Raw genomic sequence first — 23,742 nt, forward strand, 5'->3', positions numbered from 1 at the left:
GCCGGCCTTCTCAAGTGGCGCAGATTATATGTGCGCCGTTAACGCTTGCCTACGGGAAAAACAACATTTCATTAAAAAAATATGATCTTCATGATTCATTTTCGACCACGCGGCGGCGCTACTGGGTCTTGTCGGTAGACGGGATCAAATTGCGCAGCCAACTGCCCCAGCGGCGCTGATAAAACGGCTGCGTATGGGAGATCAGATAGTGGCTGATGCCGCGCTCGTTCTCCGACACCAGGCAGAAATCCACCGGTTCGTCGTTCGGCGCCGTTTCGCTGGCGACGCTGCCGGCCTCGTTGATCAACGCCTCGATCTCCGCCGGCTCGGCGTCCACTTCCAGCCCGATCAGCAGATTCGGCTTCTCGTCCGCCGCCTGATCGTGCATCAGCGCCAGAAACGCGCGGCGCACCGGCTTGCGCTGGCTGAACAGCGTGGTCAACGCGTCCACCATCGCCGACGGGTACTCTTCGGGTTGCCCCAGCAGGATTTGGGTCTCTTTGTCGACGTAATGCTCCACCGGTTTGACGACGCCGCCGGTCGCCAGCAGCATCGCCACCTCTTCCGGATAGAACTCCTTGCCGTACTCCGCCTTCGGGTTGAGGAACAGATCCGCACCCTGGGTGATTTCGAACAGCACCCGCGCCGGCATGGCGATGAACGGCTGTTCGTCCTCAACGGCTTTCTGCAGCGCTTCCAGCGAGGTGAAGAACGGAATGATGCTGCCGCCGTCCTGCTTCTCCCAATGCTGGATATTGACCGGCGTATCCGCGTTCAGCGCGATGTCGCCGTCCTGCTGCACCTGCTCGCTGTCGCCGAGGATCAGCACCGTGGCGTCGAGCAGTTCACGGAAGAACGCCGGGCGGTGGGCCGGCTCCGTCACCGCCAGCTTCAGCAGGCGTTCAAGTTCGTTCTCGCTCGGGGCGGCATCGTGATGATGGGCACTCATGGCAAACTCCAGGGATAAAATAGCGAGGCCCAGCATGCTGGGCCCCGAAGATAATGCGCATTCTAGCCCCCGACGCGGCGGGCGTTCAATTATTTGGCTTTGCTCAGCAGCAGATTGGCCAGGGTACGCACGCCCAAACCGGTCGCGCCGGCCGACCACTGCTCCACCGCGCCTTTGCGGTAGGTGGCGGAACAGTCGATGTGCAGCCAGCCTTGTTGGTAATTCTTGACGAAATGCGACAGGAAGGCCGCCGCGGTGCTGGCGCCGGCGGTGTAGGCCGGGCCGGCCACGTTGTTCAGCTCGGCGAAGTTGGACGGCAGCTGGCTGCGGTGGAACTCGGCCAGCGGCAGACGCCAGAACGGCTCTTGCTCGGCGGTGGCGCTGTTCAGCAGCTCCTGCGCCAGCGCGTCGTCGAAGCTGAACAGCGCATGGTAGTCGTTGCCGACCGCGGTTTTGGCGGCGCCGGTCAGGGTGGCGCAGTCGATAATCAGCTGCGGGTTCTGCTCAGAAGCGTCGATCAGGCCGTCGGCCAGCACCAGGCGCCCTTCCGCATCGGTGTTCATCACCTCAACGGTTTTGCCGTTGCGGTAGCGAATGATGTCGCCCAGTTTGAAAGCGTTGCCGCTGACCATGTTGTCGGCGCAGCACAGGTACAGCTTCACGCGTTGCTTCAGGCCGCGCGCCGCCGCCAGCGCCAGGGCGCCGGTGATGGTGGCCGCACCGCCCATGTCAGCCTTCATCGAGTCCATAAAGGCGCTCTGTTTCAGGCTATAACCGCCGGTATCGAAGGTGATGCCCTTGCCGACCAGGCAGGCGAACACCGGCGCGTCCGGGTTACCGGTCGGGTTGAAGTCCAGCGCCAGCAGCACCGGCGGACGCTCGGAGCCGCGGCCGACGGTGTGGATGCCGGCATAGTTCTGCTCGCGCAGATCTTCGCCCTTGGTGATGCGGTAGCTGACGGCATCGCAGCCGACGTCGCACATCAGATCGACGGCGCGGGTCGCCAGTTGCTCCGGCCCCAGCTCTTCCGCCGGCATGTTGATGGTGTCACGCACCCAGTCAACGATCTTCAGGCGCTTATCCAGCTCCTGACGCGCGGCTTCCGGCAACTCTGCCCATTCGACGTTGCGCTGCCCTTTCGGCCCGCGGTAGCCCTGCCAAAACGCCCAGCTGTTTTCCAAGTCCCAACCGTCGCCGGCGAGTTTGACGTTTTTGATACCCTGACCGTCAATTTTGCGGCCCGCACGCTGGATCGCGCCCAGCTTGTCGGTGCTGGTCAGGTGGATGGTCATCCCTTCGCCGTTGGTGCTGAGCAGCGCTTTTTCGCCCCAACGGGCGTCGGCAGGTTGTTGCGACAGCGTGACCTGCATGAATTCTGTTGTCATAGCCTTCTTACTCCGGATGTTCCCTTTATTATTTCATTAGGGCTTTATTGCATACCCTATGGATTTCAGATTGCAGCTAGGCGCCCAGCGATCTCATCCCCAGGAGCTTACTCAGGTAAGTGACTGGGGTAAGACAAATCTGCCGGGAGCAGATTTGAACGCTGCTCGCAGCGGCCCCTTGGGGCGTGGCCCACGGATGGGCCACGTAACTACGTGCAGGTAACAACGCTGCGGTTTGAAAGACGACGGGTATGTCGGATACAAAATAAACGGGCCGCCCATGGCAGCCCGTTACGCTATTTACTCCGCTTCATCTAACCAGACCAGCAGGATCGCTTCCAGTATTTTTTCGTTGGAAGCCTGCGGATCGTCGTCGAACTCTTCCAGATCGCAGATCCACTGATGCATGTCGGTAAAACGCACGGTTTTCGGATCGGTGTCCGGGTATTGGTCGTACAGGGCTTCGCCGATTTCTCGGCTGTCGGTCCATTTCAGTCCCATTATGATCTCCGGGTTGGCGCTGCGGCTAACAATTAATGCTCACGCGCGTGGTTGACGGTGTAGCGCGGCATTTCGACCACCAGATCTTCGTCGGCGACCAGCGCCTGGCAGCTCAGGCGGCTTTCCGGCTCCAGCCCCCAGGCCTTGTCCAGCATGTCGTCTTCCAGCTCGCTGCTCTCTTCCAGCGAATCGAAGCCTTCACGCACGATGCAGTGGCAGGTGGTGCAGGCGCAGGATTTCTCGCAGGCGTGCTCGATTTCAATGCCGTTGCGCAGCGCAACGTTGAGGATCGACTCCCCTTTTTCAGCTTCCAGAACCGCCCCTTCCGGGCAAAGATCTTGATGGGGCAGGAAAACAATTTTAGGCATGGTTAAACCTCATCCACAGAATGGCCAGCCAGCGCGCGGCGAATGGAAGCGTCCATGCGGCGCGCGGCAAAATCTTGCGTTTGTGCATCTAATGTTTTGATGGCGTCTTCGATAGCGGCGGGATCTTCACCCTGCACCGCCTGCTGCAACGCCTGGGTCGCGGCGGCGATCGCCTGGCTTTCCGCCTCGCTCAGCAGCGCGGCGTCGCTGGCCAGCGCGCCCTGCAGGCTTTCCAGCACCCGCGCGGCTTCCACGCGTTGCTCCGCCAGCTTGCGCGCGCCCACGTCGCTTTGCGCGTTGGCCATCGAATCCTTGATCATGCCGGCGATTTCGCTGTCCGACAGGCCGTACGACGGCTTGACCTGGATCGACGCTTCAACGCCGGTGGATTTCTCCATCGCGGTGACGCTCAGCAGACCGTCGGCATCCACCTGGAAGGTGACGCGAATGTGCGCCCCCCCGGCAGGCAGCGGCGGCAGGCCGCGCAGCGTGAAGCGCGCCAGCGAACGGCAATCCTGCACCAGCTCGCGCTCGCCCTGCAGCACGTGGATCATCATCGCGCTCTGGCCGTCTTTGAAGGTGGTGAACTCCTGCGCGCGCGCCACCGGAATGGTGGTGTTGCGCGGGATCACTTTCTCCACCAGGCCGCCCATGGTTTCGAGGCCCAGCGACAGCGGGATCACGTCCAGCAGCAGCATGTCGCTGTCCGGCTTGTTGCCCACCAGAATGTCGGCCTGGATCGCGGCGCCGATGGCGACCACTTTATCCGGATCGATAGACGTCAGCGGCGTGCGGCCGAAGAAGGCGCCCACCTGCTCACGCACCAGCGGCACGCGGGTGGAACCGCCGACCATCACCGCTTCCAGCACCTCGTCGGCGGCGACGCCGGCGTCTTTCAGCGCGCGGCGGCAGGCCATCAGCGTACGTTTCACCAGCGGAGCGATCAGCGCTTCGAACTGGGCCCGGGTCACCTCGCCCTGCCAGCCAGCCACCTCGACGCGCACGCTGTCGGCATCGCTCAACGCGATTTTAGCGGCGATGGCGGCGTCCAGCAGCTGGCGCTGCACGCCGTGGTCGCTGCGATCGGCCACGCTGGCCTGCTCGCGCAGCCAGTCGGCCAGCAGGTGATCGAAATCGTCGCCGCCCAGCGCGGAATCGCCGCCCGTGGCCAGCACTTCGAACACGCCGCGGCTGAGGCGCAGAATGGAGATATCAAAGGTGCCGCCGCCCAGATCGTAAACCGCGATCACCCCTTCCTGGCCGGAGTCCAGCCCATAGGCGATCGCCGCCGCGGTCGGTTCGTTCAGCAGGCGCAGGACGTGCAGGCCGGCCAGACGCGCCGCGTCTTTGGTGCCCTGGCGCTGCGCGTCGTCGAAGTAGGCGGGAACGGTGATCACCACGCCATCCAGCTCCCCTTCCAGCGCCGCTTGCGCGCGCGCGGACAGGGCCCGCAGGATATCGGCGGAGACGCCGACCGGGTTAACCGGGCCGGCGGCGGTGACGATCAGCGGCAGGCCGTTGTCGCTGGCCTGGAATTGATAAGGCAGGTTCGGGTAACGCTGCTGCACGTCCGCCAACGAGCGGCCCATCATGCGTTTGATGGAGCTGACGGTATTGGCCGGATCCTGCGCCGCCTGTTGGCGCGCCTCCCAGCCGACGCGCTGCGCGTCCGCCTGATAATGCACCACCGAAGGCAGCAAATGGCGGCCCTGTTCGTCGGCCAGCGTTTCCGCTTGCCCGCTGCGCACCGTGGCGACCAGCGAGTTGGTGGTGCCTAAGTCGATGCCGGCGGCCAAGCGTCGCTGGTGCGGCGCGGCGCTGAGGCCAGGCTCACTAATTTGTAATAAGGCCATGTTGAAGCTTCCACAATCAGAATCAGAAGGTGTTACTCAAAACCCAGCAGTTTTTCTTCGAGTTGTTCAACCTGTTGCTGGAGTTTGTCCAAAAAGCGCAGCTTGCGCACGGTGTCGGCGGCGTCCGCCCACTGCTCGCCATCCAGCTGCTGCAGCATCAGCGCGCTGCGCTGTTTGATGGAGGCGGCCAGCCGCGCGCCGAAATCGGCCAGCAGGCTTTCCGCCTCCGGCTTGCGCTCAATGGCGTCGAGCTCTTCGCGCAGTTCCAGCTGTTCCATCAGGAACGCGGTGTCGCGCATCGTATGCTGTTCGTTGCCCAGATCGAAGCCGTGCAAAGATAGCATATACTCCGCGCGTTTTAACGGGTGCTTCAGCGACTGGTAGGCTTCGTTGATGGTCGCCGCCTGCTGCAACGCCATCAGGCGTTCGCGCTCCGGCTGGTTGGCGAAACGATCGGGGTGAAATTGGCGCTGCAGATCCTGGAAGCGGGACGCAAGCAGGCTGCCGTCCACGGTGTAGCGAACTGGCAGCCCGAATAAAGTAAAGTAATCCATAGCGTGCTCTGGGCGTTAGCGGATGAAGTTCCCCCGCCGAAACGGGGGAGCACGATGGACTGTCAGACGTTGAAACTCTCGCCGCAGCCGCATTCGCTTGAGACGTTCGGGTTGTTGAACTTGAAGCCTTCGTTCAGGCCTTCCTTAACGAAATCAAGCTCGGTGCCGTCAAGGTAAACCAGGCTCTTGCCGTCGATGATCACCTTGATGCCTTTGTCTTCAAACACGATGTCGTCATCGTTGGCTTCGTCAACAAATTCCAGCACGTAGGCCATTCCGGAGCAGCCGGAAGTTCGCACTCCCAGACGCAGGCCGAGACCCTTGCCGCGGTTCGTCAAAAACGCCTGAACACGCTGCGCAGCGCTGTCGCTCATGGTAATAGACATCACAACCTCACACTTCAAATCAAAGCCCGGCGCGGCCGGGCCGACTCAGACAAATTACTTGGCGCTATGCTTGCTCTTATAGTCGGCAATCGCTGCTTTGATGGCGTCTTCAGCCAGGATCGAGCAGTGAATTTTGACCGGCGGCAATTCCAGCTCTTCGGCGATCTGGGTGTTTTTGATCGCTTCAGCCTGATCGAGCGACTTGCCCTTCATCCATTCGGTCACCAGCGAGCTGGAGGCGATAGCGGAACCGCAGCCGTAAGTTTTAAAGCGCGCGTCTTCGATGATGCCTTCATCGTTAACCTTGATTTGCAGCTTCATGACGTCGCCGCAAGCCGGCGCCCCTACCATGCCGCTGCCGACGGTAGGATCTTCGTTGTCGAAGGAACCCACGTTGCGCGGGTTTTCATAATGATCGATTACTTTTTCGCTGTAAGCCATGACCTTGCTCCTGAAACCTGAGAATTAATGATGCGCCCATTCGATGCTGTTGATGTCCACGCCCTGCTTGAACATCTCCCACAGCGGAGACAGATCGCGCAGACGGCCGATGGATTTACGCACCAGTTGAATGGTGTAGTCGATCTCTTCTTCCGTGGTGAAACGCCCCAGGGAGAAACGGATCGAGCTGTGCGCCAATTCATCGCTCATGCCCAGCGCGCGCAGCACGTAGGACGGCTCGAGGCTGGCGGAGGTACAGGCTGAACCGGAAGAAACGGCCAGGTCTTTCAGCGCCATGATCAGCGATTCGCCTTCAACGTAGTTGAAGCTGACGTTCAGGATGTTCGGTGCGCCGTGCTCCAGATCGCCGTTCAGATACACTTCTTCCATATCTTTCACGCCGTCCCACAGACGATCGCGCAAGGTGCGCAGACGCGCCATCTCTTCGGTCATCTCTTCTTTGGCGATGCGGTAAGCTTCGCCCATGCCGACGATCTGGTGGACAGGCAGGGTGCCGGAACGCATGCCACGCTCGTGACCGCCGCCGTGTACCTGCGCTTCGATGCGGATGCGTGGCTTGCGGCGCACGTACAGCGCGCCGATGCCTTTCGGGCCATAGATTTTGTGGCCGGAGAACGACATCAGGTCGACTTTCAGCTTGCTCAGATCGATAGGCAGTTTGCCCACGCTCTGGGTGGCGTCAACGTGGTAAATGATACCGCGCGCGCGGCACATTTCGCCGATCGCTTCGATGTCCTGCACCACGCCGATTTCGTTGTTGACGTGCATGATGGAGACCAGAATGGTGTCATCGCGCAGCGCCGCTTCGAGATCCTGCAGGCTGATGATGCCGTTGCTCTGCGGCGCCAGATAGGTCACTTCGAACCCTTCGCGCTCCAGCTGACGGCAGGTATCCAGCACGGCTTTGTGTTCGGTTTTGCTGGTGATGATGTGCTTGCCTTTTTTCTGGTAGAAATTGGCAGCGCCTTTGATCGCCAGGTTGTCGGATTCGGTCGCCCCGGAGGTGAAGACGATTTCGCGCGGGTCGGCGCCCACCAGTTCGGCGATTTGGTTACGGGCGATGTCTACCGCCTCTTCCGCCTGCCAACCGAAACGGTGGGAACGGGAAGCCGGGTTGCCGAAAGTGCCGTCCAGGGTCAAAAACTGCATCATCTTCTCAGCAACGCGCGGGTCAACCGGCGTCGTTGCTGAGTAATCCAGATAAATCGGTAATTTCATTGCTCTTGTGCTCCGTACATCACTTCCAAAAACTAAAATAATTTCGCCAGCTGCTTATGCGCGCAGATTAACGTTGATAGTTTCTTGCGGACGACCGTTGGCCGTGCGGCGCGTATCGTTGTTTTGACGATCCGCCACCACCAGCACTTCCTGGTTGTTGACCAGTTCTGCCAGCGTAATGTTGTTCAGGAACCCGCTGATGCGCTCGCTCAGATCGCGCCACAGGGCGTGGGTCAAGCAGCGATCGCCGCCCTGACAGCCTTCTTTGCCCTGGCAACGGGTTGCATCTACCGATTCATCGACGGCAGTGATGACAGCGCCAACGGCGATCTCACCTGCGTCTTTACCCAGCAGATAACCACCGCCCGGGCCGCGCACGCTGGCCACCAGGCCATTCTTGCGCAGACGGGAGAATAATTGTTCCAGATAAGAGAGCGAAATACCCTGGCGTTCGGAAATGTCCGCCAGTGGTACCGGCCCTTCCTGGGAATGCAGCGCTACGTCGAGCATAGCGGTTACGGCATAACGGCCTTTGGATGTCAGTCTCATAGCTCAATGGTTACCTGTTGGTCAAATATGGCCGAAAGTCTGACATTCCTGAGTAAAACAGTCAACTATTTAACCTAGTAATTGACTCAAGTATTAGCACGTTTTGAACTTAGCAAGAACAAAGGTATATAAAATACATGTTATAACCTTTGGATAACTAATACTATTATCGCCCACCGTTATGCCACATCAATTAATTACCTTGATGTTTATCCTGTTTCTCGATCGACGTCAGCATGCCGCGCAGGATATTCAGCTCCTGCCCTTCCGGGCGCGCGCGGGTGAACAGCCGACGCAGGCGGCTCATCACCTGGCCCGGATGGGACGGGCGAATAAAGCCGGTGCGCTGCAGCGTCTGCTCCAGGTGCTGATAGAAACGCTCGAGGTCATCCACCAGCGGGTACGGCGTCTCTTCCAGCTGCGGCGCGCCCGCCTGTTGGCGATCGAGGTAAGCCACGCGCACTTCATACGCCAGGATCTGCACCGCCATCGCCAGGTTCAGCGAGCTGTAGTCCGGGTTGGCCGGAATAGCGACGTGGTAGTGGCACTTCTGCAATTCATCGTTGGTCAACCCGACGCGTTCGCGGCCGAACACCAGCGCCACCGGCGCGTGTTCGCCCTCGTGCACCGCGCGCACGCCGCATTCACGCGGCTCCAGCATCGGCCACGGCAAGGTGCGAGAACGGGCGCTGGTGCCCACCACCAGGCTACAGCCGGTGATGGCGTCATCGAGGGTGTCGACGATAGTGGCGTTGCCGATCACGTCGCTGGCGCCGGCGGCCAGGGCGATGGCCTGAGAATCGGGTTTGATCAGCGGATTAACCAGATAAAGGTTGGTTAAACCCATGGTTTTCATGGCTCTGGCGGTCGAGCCCATGTTGCCGGTATGTGAAGTCTCTACCAGAACAATGCGGATATTGTGCAGCATACAAACTCTGAGCGTGGCGGAAAATCGCAGCATCTTAACACAGCCGTAGGCAATTTGCCGAACAGCTGCTATACTTCGCGCCGTTTCCTGTTCTTTAACATCCTAGTTGGAAGATACCCATGCATCCGATGCTGACTATCGCCGTGCGCGCTGCGCGCAAGGCCGGTAACCTGATTGCCAAAAACTACGAAACCCCGGACGCTGTAGAAGCGAGCCAGAAAGGGACCAATGACTTCGTCACCAACGTCGATCGCGATGCAGAGCATCTGATCATCGACGTCATCCGCAAGTCTTATCCGCAACACAGTATCGTGAGCGAAGAACGCGGTGAGCTGATCGGCGAAGATCGCGATGTGCAATGGGTGATCGATCCACTGGATGGCACTGCAAACTTCATCAAACGTTTCCCTCATTTCTCCGTTTCCATCGCCGTACGCATCAAAGGCCGTACTGAAGTGGCCGTGGTTTACGATCCGATGCGCAACGAACTGTTCACCGCCACTCGCGGCCAGGGCGCACAGCTCAACGGCTACCGCCTGCGCGGCACCAACGCCAAAGATCTGGATGGCACCATCCTGGCGACCGGCTTCCCGTTCAAGGTCAAACAGCACGCAACGCCTTACATCAACATCGTCGGCAAGCTGTTCACCCAGTGCGCAGACTTCCGCCGCACCGGTTCCGCCGCGCTGGATCTGGCCTATGTGGCCGCCGGCCGCGTAGACGGTTTCTTCGAAATCGGCCTGAAGCCGTGGGACTTCGCCGCGGGCGAACTGCTGGTGCGTGAAGCCGGCGGCCTGGTGACCGACTTCGTCGGCGGCCACAACCACTTCAGCTCCGGCAACGTGGTGGCAGGCAACCCGCGCGTAGTGAAAGCCATGCTGGCCACCATGCGTGAAGAACTGAGCGAAGCGCTGAAGCGTTAATCGCCAGAAGCGAATCGAAAAAAGCGCTGCCGATGCAGCGCTTTTTTTATGCCCGTTAGCGGGAGAAGGGACGGATGCCGCCGCCGAATTCCGGCTGCGCGCTGACGTACAGCAACAGCCCGGCGGCCAGCAGGATCAGGCCGCCGGCCAGCGCCAACGCCCCCCAGGCCACCGCGCTCCAGGCGGCGGGCGCGCGCGAACGGCTGAGGCGCACCGCCAGCCGGCGGCTGTAATGTACCAGCAGCGCCAGCATCGAGATGGTCAACGAGGTGCCGAACGCCATCGCCAGCGCGGAGATCACTCCCCAGCCGAACACGCCGATCACTTTGGAGAACAGCAGCACCAAAATCGCCCCCGAACAGGGGCGCATGCCCATCGCCAGCACGATGGCGGCCTGAGTGCGCCAGTCGCTTCCCGCCTGCAGCTCGCTGTCGCTCGGCAGATGCCGGTGGCCGCAGCCGCAATTGGCGCTGTGCACATGATCCGCCGCCAGCGGCGTCAGGCTGTTGATGCGCAGCGCCGGCGCCGGGCGCATCGCCTTGATCGCCGCAAACAGGCGTTTCAGCGCGCGCCAACTCAGCAGCACGCCAAGCAGCATCACCAGAATAAAGCTGCCCTTCTCCAGCCAGAAACTGCTTTGGTGCAGCTGGCGCGAAGAGAGCTGCAATACCACCAGCATCAGCGTGACCAGCGCGATCGCTACCCCACCCTGCACCAGCGAGGCGGCGAAGGTCAGCTTCAGGCTGCTTTTCAGCCGCGCCGGATGGGTAGCCAGGTAGGTGGCGATCACCACTTTGCCGTGGCCGGGGCCGAGCGCATGCAAGACGCCATAGCCGAGGCTGAACAGCATCAGCGCCAGCCCGGCCTGCTGCGGCGCGGCCTTCACCTGCTGCAACAGCCCCGCCATCTGCTGGTGCAGCGCTTTTTGCCACACCACGCTCTGCATCAGCAGCTGCGGCCAATAGTGCCACGCCAGCAGCGCGGCGGCCGCCAGCGCCAGCGTGAACGGCAGCAGCGGCCACAGGCCGAAGGCCCAGTGGCGCCGGCTCGTCGTCGGTTGCGAGAGATTTAACGACATTGCAGCGTCACCCGCTGGGCGAACTGCTGCCCCAGGGCCAGGTCTTCGCCGGGCGAGTCGTTCTTATCGAGCGACAGCGCATAGGCCTGCAGCGACGCATTCGGCTTCGGCGTCATCAGCTTGTAGCTACACAGCTGCGCCATCTCCGGCGGCAGATGCAGCGCATTTTGGTCTTTATAGGTCATATCCACAAAATAAGTCGGATCGTAAGTAGAAAGTTCGAACGGCTTGCCCGCCAGCGGCTGCGGCTCGGCCAACGGCAGCACGAACTCCAGCACCGCCTGGTTGCTCTGGCGCGACAGGTGATATTCACTGGGCAAGTTCAGGTATTTCACCGGTTTGCCGTCGCGGTAAAGATCGGTGAAATAGTGCTGCCCCAGCACGTTGGCCATCACTTCCGCCGCCAGCTTTTTCCACACTTCCGAATCGCTCTTGGCGTTTTTCGCATCGTAGAGCAGATCCGCCGAGGTGATTTCATCCATCACCCACACCATTTTCAGGCCGACCAGCCGCTGGTCTTTGGCGACGAAGGTGGTATTCATGTCGATAAAGCTGTGCGGATGAGCGATCGCACCGGCGCTGAACACGGCGCCGAAGGCAGCCAAAAGACGACGTAACTTCATCATTATCCTGTCTTACCTGCATTTGTTATAACGTAACACAAATAGATGCCTAACGGCCCGCCTCTCCCGGCGATATTTGTGACGAAAGTTGTAAGCCGAAGTAAAAGCCGCGCGGTAATCCTGCCGTCACAAAGCCTTTTGCTATGCTTAGGCATAATCGCAACCTTTTATGCCGGAAGGTGATAATGAGCCTGGACACCTCTCCCGTGCCCGAGCTCTCCGGACAACAACGGCGCTGCCATCTGCTGCTGATGCTGTACACGCCGGAGCCCGAGTTACAGCTGGAGACCCTAAGCCGAATCAACGGCGTCGCCCCCCCGATAACCCGGCAAGATATAGCCGAGGTGGCCAGTGAAATCCAGCGTTTCCATCACCTGGAGATCGCCGTCGATCCCGACCATGGCTACCAACTGCGGGGCAGCGTGCTCGACCAACGCCTGTGCCTGATCCACTGGCTGCGGCGGGCCCTGCGCTGCAGCCCGCGGTTTGTCGAAGGCGATTTCGCCCCGCGCCTGCGGCAAGCGCTGGCGACTGATGCCGCCCCGGCGTCTGCGCTGACAGAGGCGATCGACGCCTGCGAGCCGCTGCTCAGCCGCCACTTCGATGCGCGCGACCGCCAATTCCTGCAGCATTACCTGCTCTACTGCGCCTGGCAAAATCGCCTGCAGCAGCATCCGCGTTTCGACGCGGTTCAACGCGACTGGCTGCGGAAAAAGCCGGAACAGCAAGCCGCCGCCTGGCTGCATCAGGCCTGCAACCGGCTGTTTAACCAGCCGCCGCAGGCAGACGAGCGCGATTTTTTGGCGCTGACCTTCACCATGTTGAAAAATCACAGCTACCACAGCAACGACTCAGCGCAAGAGCGGAGATTGATGGTGGCGATCGACAGCATGGTCGAGCGCTTCCAGCAACTTTCCGGCATGGCCTTCAGCAGCAAGGCGGAGCTGGTCAGCCAGCTGTTCGCCCATCTGGCGCCGGCGCTGGAGCGCTGCCGTTTCGCCATCGGCATCGACAATATGCTGCTGGAAGAAGTGGTGCGCAAATACCCGCGGCTGATGCGCACCACGCAGGAAGCGCTGAAACCGCTGGAGCAGGAGTACGGCGTGCATTTTTCCAACGAGGAGGCGGGTCTGGTGGCCATCAGCTTCGGCGCCTGGCTGATGCAGGACAACGCGCTGCAGGAAAAGCAAGTGCTGCTGCTGACGCTGGACAACCCGCAGCTGGAAGAGGAAGTGGAATATCAGATCCGAGAGCTCACGCTATTGCCGCTGAACATCAAGTACCTGCCGCTGAGCGACTATCTGCGCGGCGGAGCGCCGCAGGGCATCACGCTGGTGATCACCCCTTATGCGGCGGTGCACAGCGATCCGCACCCGCCGCTGGTCTATACCGAACTGCCGCTGGAAACCCGGCAGCGCCAGGCGATCCGCGCGCTGCTGGAAGCCCCTTAATCAGCGGCTGACGCTGACCGCCGGCGGCCGGATGAACAAGGCCGGCGCCGCGACCGCCGCCATCACCCAGAATACCCCGCCCTGCCAATGTTCGAACAGGAACCCGGCAATGACCGTCATGACGGCGATGCCGCCGCCCATCGCCAGCGCCGAATACACCGCCTGCAGTTGGATCACCTCTTGCCCCTGACGCGCGGCGATAAAGCGCATCGCCGCCAAATGGCAGACGGTGAAAGTGCCGCAGTGCAGGATCTGGATCAGCAGCAGCCAGCCCAGCTCGGTGCTGTAGGCCATCAGGCTCCAGCGCAACACGCCGCAGCAGGCGGAGAGCAACAGCAGGTTGCGCGCATTCCAGCGGCGGAACAGCACGTTGCTGCTGGCGAAAATAATCACCTCCGCCACCACGCCCAGTGACCACAGATAGCCGATGGTCGAGGCCGAATAGCCGGCCTCCTGCCAGTAAATGGAGCCGAAGCTGTAGTAGCCGGCGTGCGCCCCTTGCAGCAGCGTGACGCACAGCAGGAAGCGCCAGACCGGCCCTTCTTTCAGCAGCGCCCACAGCGAACGTTCGGTTCCGCTGCGCGCGCGCGCTTCGCCCTGCGGCATGACGCTCGGCTTCAACAGCATGCCCAGCAGCATCGCCAGCACGCTGAAGATCAGGCTGTAGAGAATGGCGTTATGGCCCCATACCGCCACCAACTGCCCGGTCAGCGCCGAGCCGATGACGAACGCCAGCGAACCCCACAGCCGCACCCGGCCGTAGTCCATACGGATCTGCTTTTGCCAGGTGGCGGCCAACGCGTCGGTCAGCGGCACCAGCGGCGAGAAGAACAGGTTGAAACCCGCTATCACCAGCATCAGCCAACCCCAGCCGTTGCCGAAACAGAAACCGACCGCAAAGGCCAGGGTCAGCAGCGCCAGCAGGCGCAGGGCGGAGACTAAATGAGAGGGATCTTTAACGCGGGGTGCAATCAGTAAGCTGCCGAGGAAGCGGGCCACCAAGCCAGCGCCGAGCAGCATGCCGATGGTTTCGGGCTCGATGCCCTCGCCTTTCAGCCACACGCCCCAGAACGGTAAGAAGATGCCATAGGAAAAGAAGTAGGTGAAATAACTGAGCGCGAGCCAACGCGTGGATTGCAGAACCATGATCCCTCCGGAGTGAGGGCAATACTTTGACAGAGCTCACACCGACCCGCAATCTTCATTCCACTTCAATGCGTTAGAGTGCCAGACAGCTCACAGTTTGCCGCGAGCGGCCACAAAAAAACCCGCCGCAGCGGGTTTTGTCGGGCGAAAGCGGGATTACGCGTAAACCGGCAGGCGGGCGCAGATATCCAGCACTTTCTTCTTGGTGCGTTCGATGGTGGCTTCATCGTTGATGTTGTCCAGCACATCACAGATCCAACCGGCCAGTTCGCGCACGTCGGCTTCTTTGAAGCCGCGACGGGTGACGGCCGGGGTGCCGATACGCACGCCGGAGGTGACGAACGGGCTTTTCGGATCGTTCGGCACGCTGTTTTTGTTGACGGTGATGTTGGCGCGGCCCAGGGCGGCGTCCGCTTCTTTACCGGTCAGGTTTTTGTCGACCAGATCCAGCAGGAACAGGTGGTTATGGGTGCCGCCGGAGACCACTTTGTAGCCGCGCTGCAGGAACACTTCCACCATCGCCTTGGCGTTGACCGCCACTTGCTGCTGGTAAACCTTGAACTCAGGCTCCATCGCTTCTTTCAGCGCCACCGCCTTGCCGGCGATCACGTGCATCAGCGGGCCGCCCTGGCCGCCAGGGAACACGGCGGAGTTCAGCTTTTTGTACAGCTCTTCGTCGCCGCCCTTCGCCAGGATTAGGCCGCCGCGCGGGCCCGCCAGGGTTTTGTGGGTGGTGGTGGTGACGATGTGCGCGTGCGGTACCGGGTTCGGGTACACGCCGGCGGCGATCAGGCCCGCCACGTGCGCCATGTCGACGAACAGGTAAGCGCCGATGCTGTCGGCGATTTCGCGCATTTTGGCCCAGTCAACCACGCCGGAGTAAGCGGAGAAGCCGCCGATGATCATTTTCGGCTTGTGGGTTTGCGCCTGCTTGGCCAGATCGTCATAGTCGATTTGGCCTTTGTCGTCGATGCCGTAAGGCACCACGTTATACAGTTTGCCGGACAGGTTGACCGGGGAACCGTGGGTCAGGTGGCCGCCGTGCGCCAGGTTCATGCCCAGAATGGTGTCGCCCGGCTGCAGCAGCGCGGTGTACACGGCGAAGTTAGCCTGGGAGCCGGAGTGCGGCTGCACGTTGGCGTAATCGGCGCCGAACAATTCTTTGGCGCGATCGATAGCCAGCTGCTCAACGATATCCACGTATTCGCAGCCGCCGTAGTAACGCTTGCCCGGATAGCCTTCAGCGTATTTGTTGGTCAGCTGGGAACCCTGAGCCTGCATCACGCGCGGGCTGGTGTAGTTCTCAGACGCGATCAGCTCGATGTGCTCTTCCTGACGCACCACTTCCTGCTCCATGGCACGCCACAGTTCCGCATCGTAATCGGCAATGTTCATTTCACGCTTTAACATCCGGCATCTCCTGACTTAAATCAGCTAACTAAAAAATCACCAAATAACTACCCGTTTGGGTTCTGGGCCACAGTGTAAACCGTTTCGCCCTACCGAAGATAGGTCTTGACAGAGGTTTTTACGCAAACGATTGGCATAAGGTGGCGCAAGGCTTTGATCCGCGAAACGCCGCCGTTTATCAACGGACATTTCCTCATGCGAACAATGCGCTTTTTTCATGTTCTGTGAGCGCGATCGACGCCCGAAGAACACCGCAACGAAAACAAGGGTATTTACAAGCGACGCGGAACCCAATAAGATGCATTTAAAATACATCATTAAAATTATCGTCAAGATCCCAACCCAAGGAGCGCTTCCATGCTGGATAGCCAAACCATCGCCACCGTGAAATCCACCATTCCCCTGCTGGCTGCGACCGGGCCGAAGCTGACCGCCCACTTTTACGATCGCATGTTCGCGCACAACCCGGAATTGAAAGACATTTTCAACATGAGCAACCAGCGCAACGGCGATCAGCGTCAGGCGCTGTTCGACGCCATCTGCGCCTATGCCGCCAACATCGAGAACCTGGCGGCGCTGCTGCCGGCGGTGGAGCGCATCGCGCAGAAGCACACCAGCTTCAATATCCAGCCGGAGCAGTACAACATCGTCGGCGGTCACCTGCTGGCGACCCTGGACGAAATGTTCAGCCCGGGTCAGGAAGTCCTGGACGCCTGGGGCAAGGCCTACGGCGTGCTGGCCAACGTATTTATCCAGCGTGAAGAACAGATTTATCAGCAGAGTGAAACCGACAACGGCGGCTGGCGCGATCTGCGCGCGTTCCGCATCCTGAAGAAACAGCCGCAGAGCGACGTGATTTGCAGTTTCGTGCTGGCGCCGGTGGACGGCGGCCGGGTGGCGGACTTCAAACCGGGGCAATACCTGGCGGTCTACATCAAGCACGACAGCCTGGAACATCAGGAAATTCGCCAGTACTCGCTGACCACCTCGCCGAACGGAGAGTTCTACCGCATCGCGGTGAAGCGCGAAGATCAGGGGAAAGTGTCCAACTACCTGCACCAGCAGGCGCAGGAAGGCGACGTGATCTACATCGCCCCGCCGCACGGCGACTTCTTCCTCGACGTGGCCCAGACCACGCCGGTGGCGCTGATCTCCGCCGGCGTCGGCCAAACCCCGATGCTCGGCATGCTCAACACCCTGCACGACAGCCAGCATCAGGCGCAGGTCCACTGGCTGCACGCGGCAGAAAACGGCGGCGTGCACGCCTTTGCCGATGAAGTGGCGGATATTGCCGGGCGCATGCCGAATCTGAGCCGCCATGTGTGGTACCGCGAGCCGGGCGCCGATGACGTGGAAGGCCGCGACTACCACAGCCGCGGATTGATGGATTTGAGCGCGCTGCAAGGCAGCCTGGCCGATCCGCAGATGCACTATTACTTCTGCGGCCCGGTGGCCTTCATGCAGTTCGTGGGCAAACAGCTGCTGGAAATGGGCGTAGAGGCCGAACGCATCCACTACGAATGCTTCGGCCCGCATAAGGTGCTGTAATGCTTGCGGAGCGCGGCCGTCAGACCGCGCTCCCTCTTCATTTCGCCTGCAGTTGGCGCGCGTCCTGCACCTGCTGCACCGTCACCGGCGCCGCCTGGTTGCCCCAGCTTCCCCGCAGATAGCTCATCAGATCCGCCGCCTGCCGATCGTTCAACGCCCAGCCGTAAGCCGGCATGTCAAACGCCATCGCCTGCTGCGTGATCGGCGTATGCGCCCCCTCCAACACCACCCGCAGCGCGGTCAGCGGATTGTCCGCCGTTACCGTGGCATTGCCCGCCAACGCCGGAATGGCGAAGTCGGTGCCCTCCCCCTTGTTGCCGTGGCAGGTCGAGCAGTACATCGCGTAGGTCGCCTTGCCGCCCGGGTTATCCGCCTGCGCGGCAGGCGCAGCGGCTTTGGCGGCGGTGTCCGACGCCAGGCTGCGCAGGTACACCGCGATAGCGTTCAGATCGCCGTCGCTGAGATACTGCGTGCTGTGGGTCACCACCTCGCTCATCGGCCCGGCGACCGCCGCATGGCGGCTGCGGCCGGTTTTCAGCAGCGCCGTCACCTCTTCCGGCGGCAGGCCGCGCAGATTGGAGGCATACCAGCCGTCCAGCTCGGCGCCGCTCAGGAACACCGGCTCCTTGCCGTCCAGCCCCTTCTCCTGCATCGCCCAGCCGCGCGGCGTGTGGCAGCTGCCGCAATGGCCCGCGCCCTGCACCAGGTAGGCGCCGCGGTTCCACTCGGCGCTTTGTTGCGGATCCGCCTGATACGGCCGGTCGTCGTGGAACAGCTGGTTCCACACCGCCAGCGGCCAGCGCATCGACAGCGGCCAGCTGATGTCGCTGGCGCGGTTGGCGACGTTCTGCGCCGGCACCTCTTTCATCAGGTAGTCATACAGCGCGCGCATGTCTTCCGCGCTCATTTTGGCGTAGGAGGTGTACGGCATCGCCGGGTAGAGCCGGTGGCCGTCTTTGGCTACTCCCTGGCGCATGGCGCGATCGAACTCTTCGAACGAATAGGCGCCGATGCCGTGCAGCTTGTCCGGCGTGATATTGGTGGCGTAGATAGCCCCGAGCGGCGTCGGGAACTTCATGCCACCCGCCAATTCGGCGCCGCCCGGCGCGGTATGGCAGGCGGTGCAGTCACCGGCTTTGGCGACATATTCCCCGGCCGACATCGCCTGGGCCGAGCCGCCAGCCGCCAGCAGGCTCAACAGGTACAGCGAACGCAGACTCATGCTCCCTCCTTGGCGGCAACCTTGCCGTAGGCCAGTTCATTCACCGCGCGCCACGCCTGATCGATCGCCGAGTTGGCGTACGGGCTCCAGTCGGCATCGGAGTTGGCGATAACGATCTTGCCGATCGGCTGCCGCGCCGTTTCGATGATTTTCGTGGCCTCGTCTTCGTCGTCAAACAGTCCGTTGAGGAAGTAGGAGTAACCGTGCGACCAGCGGTTGACGGTGATCGCCTGAATGTCGCGCTGATGGTCGAAACCGGCCTCGCCCAGCATGCCCTGCAGCTGTTCGCGGATCATCTGCTCGTGCACCTCGAACGGCGTGCCCAGCAGCAGCGCGCGCCCTTTGCGCGACTGCTCGCGCGGGCTGAGGCCGCTGCCCGGCAGCGTCGGCACGTACACCATATGCAGGCCGATCGGCCGATCCGGATCGCGCGGGTGCTGATACCCGCCCATGCTCACCGGGTAATCCAGCTTCACGCGGCTGTACGGCGCGGCCGGCGAATAGATCTCGTGCACGCCCAGCTTGATGAACGGTTGCCAGTTGCGGATCACCACCTTGCTGTACACCAGCGGCGACTTGACGTTCTGTTTCAGCGCCTCCTGCTGCTCGTGCGACATCTCCGGCACCAGGTACGGGATCATCATGTTGTAGCCGGCCATCACCACCTGCCCGGCGCGCACCTTGGTCATCTTCTCGCCGGTCATATAGGTGACTTCCACCTTGTCGCCGACGTTGGCCGCATGCAGCCCGGTGCTGTTCAAACGCAGCTTCACCGGCGATTCCGGCCGATCGAGCTGGCCGTAGTCGAATTTGGCCAGCACCACGTCGTTCATGTCTTTGCCGGCCGGCGCCACCGCCGGGATCAGCTTGCGCACCATCAGGCGCGCCAGCGTGGCGTTGCCGTCCGGGAAGTGGAACACGTAAGGATCGTCGAGATCCGCCTGCGACTCCTCGTCCAGCGGCGGCAGATTCATGCCGTCAAGGCCCGGCAGATCGCAGATGCGCGCATCGCTGCACGACGTGCCGTCGATGCCCACCGCCTGGAAATCGTTGGTGGTCTGCTGGAAATAACGGATCGCCAGCTCACTCAGGCCCACCTTCTCGCGCAGGAACTGGGTGTAGCTGTGGGTATCGAGCCACTCGACCTTCTGCTCCAGCGTCATCTCCGGCAGATAATCTTTCTTCACCGTATGCAGCGCGATCAACGCCTGGCGATCGCTTTCCGGCAGCGGGAAATCGCCGATGAACGCTTCATAAGAGCGGCCGTTGAGGCGATCGCGTGGAATGTCGTCCGCCACCGTGCGGCCCGGATCGCCGCTCACCACCTTGTCGACGCCGAAGTTCTTGCGATCGAAGTAAACCCCGCGGCTCAGGTTCAGATCCGGGTAGAAGGTGGTGTCAAACGCCTGCTCCAGCCGATCGATATCGACGCCGAGCTTGCGCAGCAGCCCCATCGCCACCGGGCTGAAGTTGGAGCGCGGCGACTGCAGCGATTCGCTGCCGCCGTAGCCGAGCAGCATGCCGTCGTCGGTGTTGAATTCGTTGCGCTTGGCGTGGCCGCCGAAGTCGTCATGGTTGTCGATCAGCAAAATGCGCTGCTGCTCACCTTTCAGCTGCTGCCAGAAGCAGGCGGCCGCCAGCCCGCTGATGCCGGCGCCGACCACCACCAGATCGAACTCTTCAACGGCGGGCACGCTGCCGAAATCAAAGGTTTTGCCGTCGCGCCCCAACTGGTGCGCATGCTCGAACGAGCCCGGATGGTTACCCCGCAGCCCGGTCAGCGCCGGCGGGTAGTACAGGGTTTGATTGGCGGTTTGCGGCGACGCGCGCAAGATTTGCAGCGGCGTCAACCCGGCGGCGATGGTGATCGCCACCCCGTTGAGAAAATCGCGTCGGGTAATACCCATATAGGCTTCCTTTTTTATTATCATCGGCCGGCCGGGGCCGGCCCGAAGGCCGCGCTATTGTGCGGATAATTACTGTAAAATCAATGTTTGAACATCACATGACGAATGGCGGTGTAATCCTCCAGCCCGTACATCGACATATCCTTGCCGTAGCCGGACAGTTTCTGGCCGCCGTGCGGCATTTCGCTCACCAGCATGAAGTGGGTGTTCACCCAGGTGCAGCCGTATTGCAGGCGGGCGCTTAAGCGATGCGCGCGGCCCACGTCGCGAGTCCACACGGACGACGCCAGCCCGTAGTTGGATTCGTTCGCCCAGGCCAGCACCTGCTCTTCGTCGTCAAACGGCGTCACCGTCACTACCGGGCCGAACACCTCGCGCTGCACGATTTCATCCTCCTGGCGCGCGCCGGCCAGCAGCGTCGGCTGGAAGTAGTAACCCGGCCCCTTCACCTTCTCGCCGCCGGTCACCACCTGCACGTGCGGCAAGGCTTTGGCGCGCTCGACAAAACCGGCGACCCGTTCCAGATGCTGGGCGGTAATCAATGGCCCCAGCTCGGTGCTCTCGTCGTCCGGCGCACCGATCTTCAGGCTGGCCACCGCCTCGCCCAGCCGCTTCACCAGCTCGGGATAAATGCTTTTCTGCGCGTAGATGCGGCAGGCGGCGGTGCAATCCTGCCCGGCGTTGTAGAAACCGAAGCCGCGAATGCCGTCCACCACCTGCTGCAGATCGGCGTCGTCGAACACCAGCACCGGCGCCTTGCCGCCCAGTTCCATATGGGTGCGCTTAATGCCGGCGGCGGTGTGGGCGATGATGTGCTCGCCGGTGGCGATCGAGCCGGTCAGCGACACCATGCGCACCTTGTCATGCCCGGTCAACCGATCGCCGACGCTTGCGCCGCGGCCGAACAGCACGTTGAGCACGCCCGGCGGGAACAGTCCGGCGGCCAGTTCGGCCAGTTTGAAAGTGGCCAGCGGCGTCTGCTCGGAAGGCTTGATCACCACGCAGTTGCCCGCCGCCAGCGCCGGCGCCAGTTTCCAGGCCGCCATCATCAGCGGGTAGTTCCACGGCGCGATCGAAGCCACCACGCCCAGCGGATCGCGGCGGATCATCGAGGTATGCCCGGCCAGATACTCGCCGGCCGCCATGCCGGTCAGGCAGCGGCTGGCCCCGGCGAAGAAGCGAAACACGTCGGCCACCGCCGGCAGTTCGTCGTTCAACACGCAGTGATAAGGCTTGCCGCAGTTGAGCGACTCCAGCCTGGCGAAGGTCTCGGCATGCGCGTCGATCAGATCCGCCAGCTTGAGCAGATGCTCGGCGCGCTCTTTCGGCGTGGTTTGCCCCCAGGCGGCGAACGCGGCGTCCGCCGCCAGCACCGCGCGATCGACCTGCTCCGGGCTGGCCTCCGCCACCTGCGCGATCACTTCGCCGGTCGCCGGGTTATACACCGGCTGGGTCGCGCCCTGGCCGTTCACCAGTTGGCCGTCAATCAACAGTTGGCTTTGCATAGGGTTATCCTTTTATCAGAGGTCGGGTAAGGAAATTATTTGCCGCTGCCGGCGACGCTTTCCCCACCTTTGGTCAGGTAGTAAGCGCCGAGGATCGGCAGCATGGTCAACAGCATTACCGACAGCGCCACCACGTTGGTGATCGGCACATCGCGCGGGCGACCGAGCTGGTTCAGCAGCCACAGCGGCAGCGTGCGCTCGTGGCCGGCGGTAAAGGTGGTCACGATGATTTCATCGAACGACAGCGCGAACGCCAGCATGCCCCCGGCCAGCAGCGCCGAGCCGAGGTTCGGCAAGATCACGTAACGGAAGGTTTGCCAGCCGTCGGCGCCGAGATCCATCGACGCTTCGATCAGGCTGTACGAGGTGCGGCGGAACCGGGCGATGACGTTGTTGAACACGATCACCACGCAGAACGTCGCATGGCCGACGACGATGGTCAGGATGCCCGGCTCGATGTTCAGCGCCTTGAACGCCGCCAGCAGCGCCAGACCGGTGACGATCCCCGGCAGCGCGATCGGCAGCAGCAACAGCAGCGAAATGCTGTCCTTGCCGAAGAAATCGCGCCGATACAGCGCCGCCGCCGCCAGGGTGCCGAGCACCAGCGCGATGGCGGTCGCCAGGCAGGCGATCTGCGCCGACAGCAGCACCGCATCGAGGATATCCTGCCGCCCCGCGGCAACGTTGAACCAGTGCAGCGTGAACCCCTTCGGCGGGAAGCTGAAAGCGGCATCCTCGGTGTTGAAGGCGTAGATGGCGATGATCGCCAACGGGAAATGCAGGAAGACAAGTCCGCCCCAGGCGGCCAGCTTCAGCCCTAAGGGCGCGCGTTCAGAGTGCATCGAAAGCCCCCAGACGTTTGACGATGGAAAGGTAAATGGCGATCAGGACGATCGGCACCAGCGTAAAGGCCGCGGCCATCGGCATATTGCCGATCGCACCCTGCTGGGCGTACACCATGCTGCCGATGAAATAGCCCGGCGGCCCCACCAGCTGCGGCACGATAAAGTCGCCCAGCGTCAGCGAAAAGGTGAAGATCGACCCGGCGGCGATGCCCGGCACCGCCAGCGGCAAAATGACGTGGCGGAAGGTCTGCGCCGGCCGGGCGCCCAGATCCGCCGAGGCGTGCAGTAGCGAGGGCGGCAGGCGCTCCAGCGCCGCCTGGATCGGCAGGATCATGAACGGCAGCCAGATATAGACGAACACCAGAAAACGCCCCAGCCCTGAGGTCGACAGCGTGTTGCCGCCGACGCCGGGCACCGTCAGCAGCGAAGCCAACAGCGGCTCCAGCCCCAGGTGCTGCAGGAACCACTGCGCCACGCCGTCTTTCGCCAGCAGCAGGGTCCAGGCGTAGGCTTTAACGATATAGCTGGCCCACATCGGCATCATCACCGCGATGTAAAAGAACGCCTTGACGCGGCCGCTGGTGTAGCGCGCCATGTAATAGGCGATCGGGAACGCCAGCACCGCGCTGGCCAGCGACACCAGCACCGCCATGGTCAGCGTGCGCAGGATGATGTCGTAGTTGGCCGGGTTGAACAGCGCCGCCAGGTTGGCGAAGGTCAGATCCGGCGTCACCGCCATGGTGAAATCGTCGAAGGTGTAAAACCCTTGCCACAGCAGCGTCAGCAGCGAACCGAGGTACACCGCGCCGAACCACAGCAGCGGCGGCACCAGCAGCAAAAGCAGATACAGCGTCGGCCGGCGATAGAGCCAGGTCGACAGCGCGCGCACGGTGCCGCCGCGCGCCGAGGGGGAATCGATGCTCATGTCCAT

General features: G+C 61.9%; 23 protein-coding genes. 3 read left to right on the forward strand and 20 right to left on the reverse strand.

The window, feature by feature from the left end; genetic code table 11:
- Window positions 1-118 precede the first annotated feature (118 nt).
- From sseB to trmJ, 11 genes are all read right to left on the reverse strand, one after another.
- Window positions 119-949, reverse strand: a complete 831-nt coding sequence (sseB, locus tag ACK3CV_RS19115) for an enhanced serine sensitivity protein SseB (protein ID WP_033635596.1) — start codon at window positions 947-949, stop codon at window positions 119-121.
- An 89-nt stretch (window positions 950-1,038) separates the two neighbouring features.
- Entirely contained in the window at window positions 1,039-2,334 is a 1,296-nt protein-coding gene (pepB, locus tag ACK3CV_RS19120; RefSeq protein WP_164037964.1) for an aminopeptidase PepB, read from the reverse strand.
- Window positions 2,335-2,634: 300 nt separating this feature from the next.
- Window positions 2,635-2,835 carry a Fe-S cluster assembly protein IscX gene (gene iscX / locus ACK3CV_RS19125; RefSeq protein WP_006327336.1) on the reverse strand — a complete coding sequence of 67 codons (201 nt, stop codon included), beginning with the start codon at window positions 2,833-2,835 and terminating at the stop codon, window positions 2,635-2,637.
- Between the two features lie 32 nt (window positions 2,836-2,867).
- Complete coding sequence (gene fdx / locus ACK3CV_RS19130; protein WP_004941417.1) at window positions 2,868-3,203, reverse strand: ISC system 2Fe-2S type ferredoxin; 336 nt, start codon at window positions 3,201-3,203, stop codon at window positions 2,868-2,870.
- 2 nt (window positions 3,204-3,205) lie between these two features.
- Window positions 3,206-5,056: a Fe-S protein assembly chaperone HscA gene (hscA, locus tag ACK3CV_RS19135; RefSeq protein ID WP_033635598.1), complete on the reverse strand. Its 1,851-nt coding sequence runs from the start codon at window positions 5,054-5,056 to the stop codon at window positions 3,206-3,208.
- Window positions 5,057-5,088: 32 nt separating this feature from the next.
- Window positions 5,089-5,610 carry a co-chaperone HscB gene (gene hscB / locus ACK3CV_RS19140; protein WP_047570915.1) on the reverse strand — a complete coding sequence of 174 codons (522 nt, stop codon included), beginning with the start codon at window positions 5,608-5,610 and terminating at the stop codon, window positions 5,089-5,091.
- 62 nt (window positions 5,611-5,672) lie between these two features.
- Window positions 5,673-5,996, reverse strand: coding sequence for an iron-sulfur cluster assembly protein IscA (iscA, locus tag ACK3CV_RS19145; RefSeq protein WP_004941410.1), 324 nt, complete (start codon window positions 5,994-5,996; stop codon window positions 5,673-5,675).
- 54 nt (window positions 5,997-6,050) lie between these two features.
- On the reverse strand, window positions 6,051-6,437 hold the full coding sequence (gene iscU, locus ACK3CV_RS19150) for a Fe-S cluster assembly scaffold IscU (RefSeq protein WP_004941408.1): 387 nt from the start codon (window positions 6,435-6,437) through the stop codon (window positions 6,051-6,053).
- Between the two features lie 24 nt (window positions 6,438-6,461).
- Window positions 6,462-7,676, reverse strand: a complete 1,215-nt coding sequence (locus tag ACK3CV_RS19155) for an IscS subfamily cysteine desulfurase (protein ID WP_164037961.1) — start codon at window positions 7,674-7,676, stop codon at window positions 6,462-6,464.
- 54 nt (window positions 7,677-7,730) lie between these two features.
- Complete coding sequence (gene iscR, locus ACK3CV_RS19160) at window positions 7,731-8,225, reverse strand: Fe-S cluster assembly transcriptional regulator IscR (protein WP_004941404.1); 495 nt, start codon at window positions 8,223-8,225, stop codon at window positions 7,731-7,733.
- Window positions 8,226-8,418: 193 nt separating this feature from the next.
- A complete protein-coding gene (gene trmJ, locus ACK3CV_RS19165) occupies window positions 8,419-9,153 on the reverse strand; it encodes a tRNA (cytosine(32)/uridine(32)-2'-O)-methyltransferase TrmJ (protein WP_164037957.1) in 735 nt (244 codons plus the stop codon).
- Window positions 9,154-9,272: 119 nt separating this feature from the next.
- Between trmJ and suhB the strand changes: the two genes are divergently transcribed.
- Window positions 9,273-10,076 carry an inositol-1-monophosphatase gene (gene suhB / locus ACK3CV_RS19170; RefSeq protein ID WP_004941400.1) on the forward strand — a complete coding sequence of 268 codons (804 nt, stop codon included), beginning with the start codon at window positions 9,273-9,275 and terminating at the stop codon, window positions 10,074-10,076.
- Between the two features lie 55 nt (window positions 10,077-10,131).
- Here suhB and ACK3CV_RS19175 read toward each other — a convergent pair whose 3' ends face one another.
- Both ACK3CV_RS19175 and ACK3CV_RS19180 read right to left on the reverse strand, forming a co-directional pair.
- The gene (locus ACK3CV_RS19175) at window positions 10,132-11,154 is read right to left on the reverse strand and encodes a nickel/cobalt transporter (RefSeq protein WP_016929766.1); all 1,023 of its coding nucleotides are present in this window, start codon (window positions 11,152-11,154) and stop codon (window positions 10,132-10,134) included.
- Window positions 11,145-11,780 carry a DUF1007 family protein gene (locus ACK3CV_RS19180; protein ID WP_164037954.1) on the reverse strand — a complete coding sequence of 212 codons (636 nt, stop codon included), beginning with the start codon at window positions 11,778-11,780 and terminating at the stop codon, window positions 11,145-11,147. The genes ACK3CV_RS19175 and ACK3CV_RS19180 overlap by 10 nt, the downstream gene beginning before the upstream one ends.
- Before the next feature lie 182 nt (window positions 11,781-11,962).
- Here ACK3CV_RS19180 and csiE point away from each other — a divergent pair, with 182 nt between their 5' ends.
- On the forward strand, window positions 11,963-13,228 hold the full coding sequence (gene csiE / locus ACK3CV_RS19185) for a stationary phase inducible protein CsiE (protein ID WP_060423197.1): 1,266 nt from the start codon (window positions 11,963-11,965) through the stop codon (window positions 13,226-13,228).
- Here the strand turns inward: csiE and ACK3CV_RS19190 are convergent, their stop codons facing one another.
- Complete coding sequence (locus tag ACK3CV_RS19190) at window positions 13,229-14,374, reverse strand: 3-phenylpropionate MFS transporter (RefSeq protein ID WP_164037951.1); 1,146 nt, start codon at window positions 14,372-14,374, stop codon at window positions 13,229-13,231.
- 156 nt (window positions 14,375-14,530) lie between these two features.
- Window positions 14,531-15,784 (reverse strand): serine hydroxymethyltransferase, encoded by a 1,254-nt coding sequence (gene glyA / locus ACK3CV_RS19195; protein WP_004941389.1) that lies wholly within the window; start codon window positions 15,782-15,784, stop codon window positions 14,531-14,533.
- Window positions 15,785-16,141: 357 nt separating this feature from the next.
- Here glyA and hmpA point away from each other — a divergent pair, with 357 nt between their 5' ends.
- Window positions 16,142-17,332, forward strand: a complete 1,191-nt coding sequence (gene hmpA, locus ACK3CV_RS19200; protein ID WP_164037948.1) for an NO-inducible flavohemoprotein — start codon at window positions 16,142-16,144, stop codon at window positions 17,330-17,332.
- A 37-nt stretch (window positions 17,333-17,369) separates the two neighbouring features.
- Here the strand turns inward: hmpA and ACK3CV_RS19205 are convergent, their stop codons facing one another.
- From ACK3CV_RS19205 to ACK3CV_RS19225, 5 genes are all read right to left on the reverse strand, one after another.
- The gene (locus ACK3CV_RS19205; RefSeq protein WP_164037945.1) at window positions 17,370-18,554 is read right to left on the reverse strand and encodes a c-type cytochrome; all 1,185 of its coding nucleotides are present in this window, start codon (window positions 18,552-18,554) and stop codon (window positions 17,370-17,372) included.
- The gene (locus ACK3CV_RS19210; protein ID WP_033635608.1) at window positions 18,551-20,461 is read right to left on the reverse strand and encodes an NAD(P)/FAD-dependent oxidoreductase; all 1,911 of its coding nucleotides are present in this window, start codon (window positions 20,459-20,461) and stop codon (window positions 18,551-18,553) included. Before ACK3CV_RS19210 ends, ACK3CV_RS19205 begins: the two co-directional genes overlap by 4 nt.
- A gap of 80 nt (window positions 20,462-20,541) precedes the next feature.
- A complete protein-coding gene (gene patD / locus ACK3CV_RS19215; protein ID WP_164037942.1) occupies window positions 20,542-21,966 on the reverse strand; it encodes an aminobutyraldehyde dehydrogenase in 1,425 nt (474 codons plus the stop codon).
- Window positions 21,967-22,001: 35 nt separating this feature from the next.
- Complete coding sequence (locus ACK3CV_RS19220) at window positions 22,002-22,808, reverse strand: ABC transporter permease (RefSeq protein WP_004941378.1); 807 nt, start codon at window positions 22,806-22,808, stop codon at window positions 22,002-22,004.
- A complete protein-coding gene (locus ACK3CV_RS19225) occupies window positions 22,798-23,742 on the reverse strand; it encodes an ABC transporter permease (RefSeq protein WP_025303927.1) in 945 nt (314 codons plus the stop codon). Before ACK3CV_RS19225 ends, ACK3CV_RS19220 begins: the two co-directional genes overlap by 11 nt.

Source organism: Serratia sp. TSO36 (genome assembly GCF_057808395.1).

Excerpts from the sequence above, each read along its gene's own strand:
- sseB (WP_033635596.1), bottom strand. The coding sequence starts at position 949 with ATGAGTGCCCATCATCACGATGCCGCCCCGAGCGAGAACGAACTTGAA.
- pepB (WP_164037964.1), bottom strand. The coding sequence starts at position 2,334 with ATGACAACAGAATTCATGCAGGTCACGCTGTCGCAACAACCTGCCGAC.
- iscX (WP_006327336.1), bottom strand. The coding sequence starts at position 2,835 with ATGGGACTGAAATGGACCGACAGCCGAGAAATCGGCGAAGCCCTGTAC.
- fdx (WP_004941417.1), bottom strand. The coding sequence starts at position 3,203 with ATGCCTAAAATTGTTTTCCTGCCCCATCAAGATCTTTGCCCGGAAGGG.
- hscA (WP_033635598.1), bottom strand. The coding sequence starts at position 5,056 with ATGGCCTTATTACAAATTAGTGAGCCTGGCCTCAGCGCCGCGCCGCAC.
- hscB (WP_047570915.1), bottom strand. The coding sequence starts at position 5,610 with ATGGATTACTTTACTTTATTCGGGCTGCCAGTTCGCTACACCGTGGAC.
- iscA (WP_004941410.1), bottom strand. The coding sequence starts at position 5,996 with ATGTCTATTACCATGAGCGACAGCGCTGCGCAGCGTGTTCAGGCGTTT.
- iscU (WP_004941408.1), bottom strand. The coding sequence starts at position 6,437 with ATGGCTTACAGCGAAAAAGTAATCGATCATTATGAAAACCCGCGCAAC.
- ACK3CV_RS19155 (WP_164037961.1), bottom strand. The coding sequence starts at position 7,676 with ATGAAATTACCGATTTATCTGGATTACTCAGCAACGACGCCGGTTGAC.
- iscR (WP_004941404.1), bottom strand. The coding sequence starts at position 8,225 with ATGAGACTGACATCCAAAGGCCGTTATGCCGTAACCGCTATGCTCGAC.
- trmJ (WP_164037957.1), bottom strand. The coding sequence starts at position 9,153 with ATGCTGCACAATATCCGCATTGTTCTGGTAGAGACTTCACATACCGGC.
- suhB (WP_004941400.1), top strand. The coding sequence starts at position 9,273 with ATGCATCCGATGCTGACTATCGCCGTGCGCGCTGCGCGCAAGGCCGGT.
- ACK3CV_RS19175 (WP_016929766.1), bottom strand. The coding sequence starts at position 11,154 with ATGTCGTTAAATCTCTCGCAACCGACGACGAGCCGGCGCCACTGGGCC.
- ACK3CV_RS19180 (WP_164037954.1), bottom strand. The coding sequence starts at position 11,780 with ATGATGAAGTTACGTCGTCTTTTGGCTGCCTTCGGCGCCGTGTTCAGC.
- csiE (WP_060423197.1), top strand. The coding sequence starts at position 11,963 with ATGAGCCTGGACACCTCTCCCGTGCCCGAGCTCTCCGGACAACAACGG.
- ACK3CV_RS19190 (WP_164037951.1), bottom strand. The coding sequence starts at position 14,374 with ATGGTTCTGCAATCCACGCGTTGGCTCGCGCTCAGTTATTTCACCTAC.
- glyA (WP_004941389.1), bottom strand. The coding sequence starts at position 15,784 with ATGTTAAAGCGTGAAATGAACATTGCCGATTACGATGCGGAACTGTGG.
- hmpA (WP_164037948.1), top strand. The coding sequence starts at position 16,142 with ATGCTGGATAGCCAAACCATCGCCACCGTGAAATCCACCATTCCCCTG.
- ACK3CV_RS19205 (WP_164037945.1), bottom strand. The coding sequence starts at position 18,554 with ATGAGTCTGCGTTCGCTGTACCTGTTGAGCCTGCTGGCGGCTGGCGGC.
- ACK3CV_RS19210 (WP_033635608.1), bottom strand. The coding sequence starts at position 20,461 with ATGGGTATTACCCGACGCGATTTTCTCAACGGGGTGGCGATCACCATC.
- patD (WP_164037942.1), bottom strand. The coding sequence starts at position 21,966 with ATGCAAAGCCAACTGTTGATTGACGGCCAACTGGTGAACGGCCAGGGC.
- ACK3CV_RS19220 (WP_004941378.1), bottom strand. The coding sequence starts at position 22,808 with ATGCACTCTGAACGCGCGCCCTTAGGGCTGAAGCTGGCCGCCTGGGGC.
- ACK3CV_RS19225 (WP_025303927.1), bottom strand. The coding sequence starts at position 23,742 with ATGGACATGAGCATCGATTCCCCCTCGGCGCGCGGCGGCACCGTGCGC.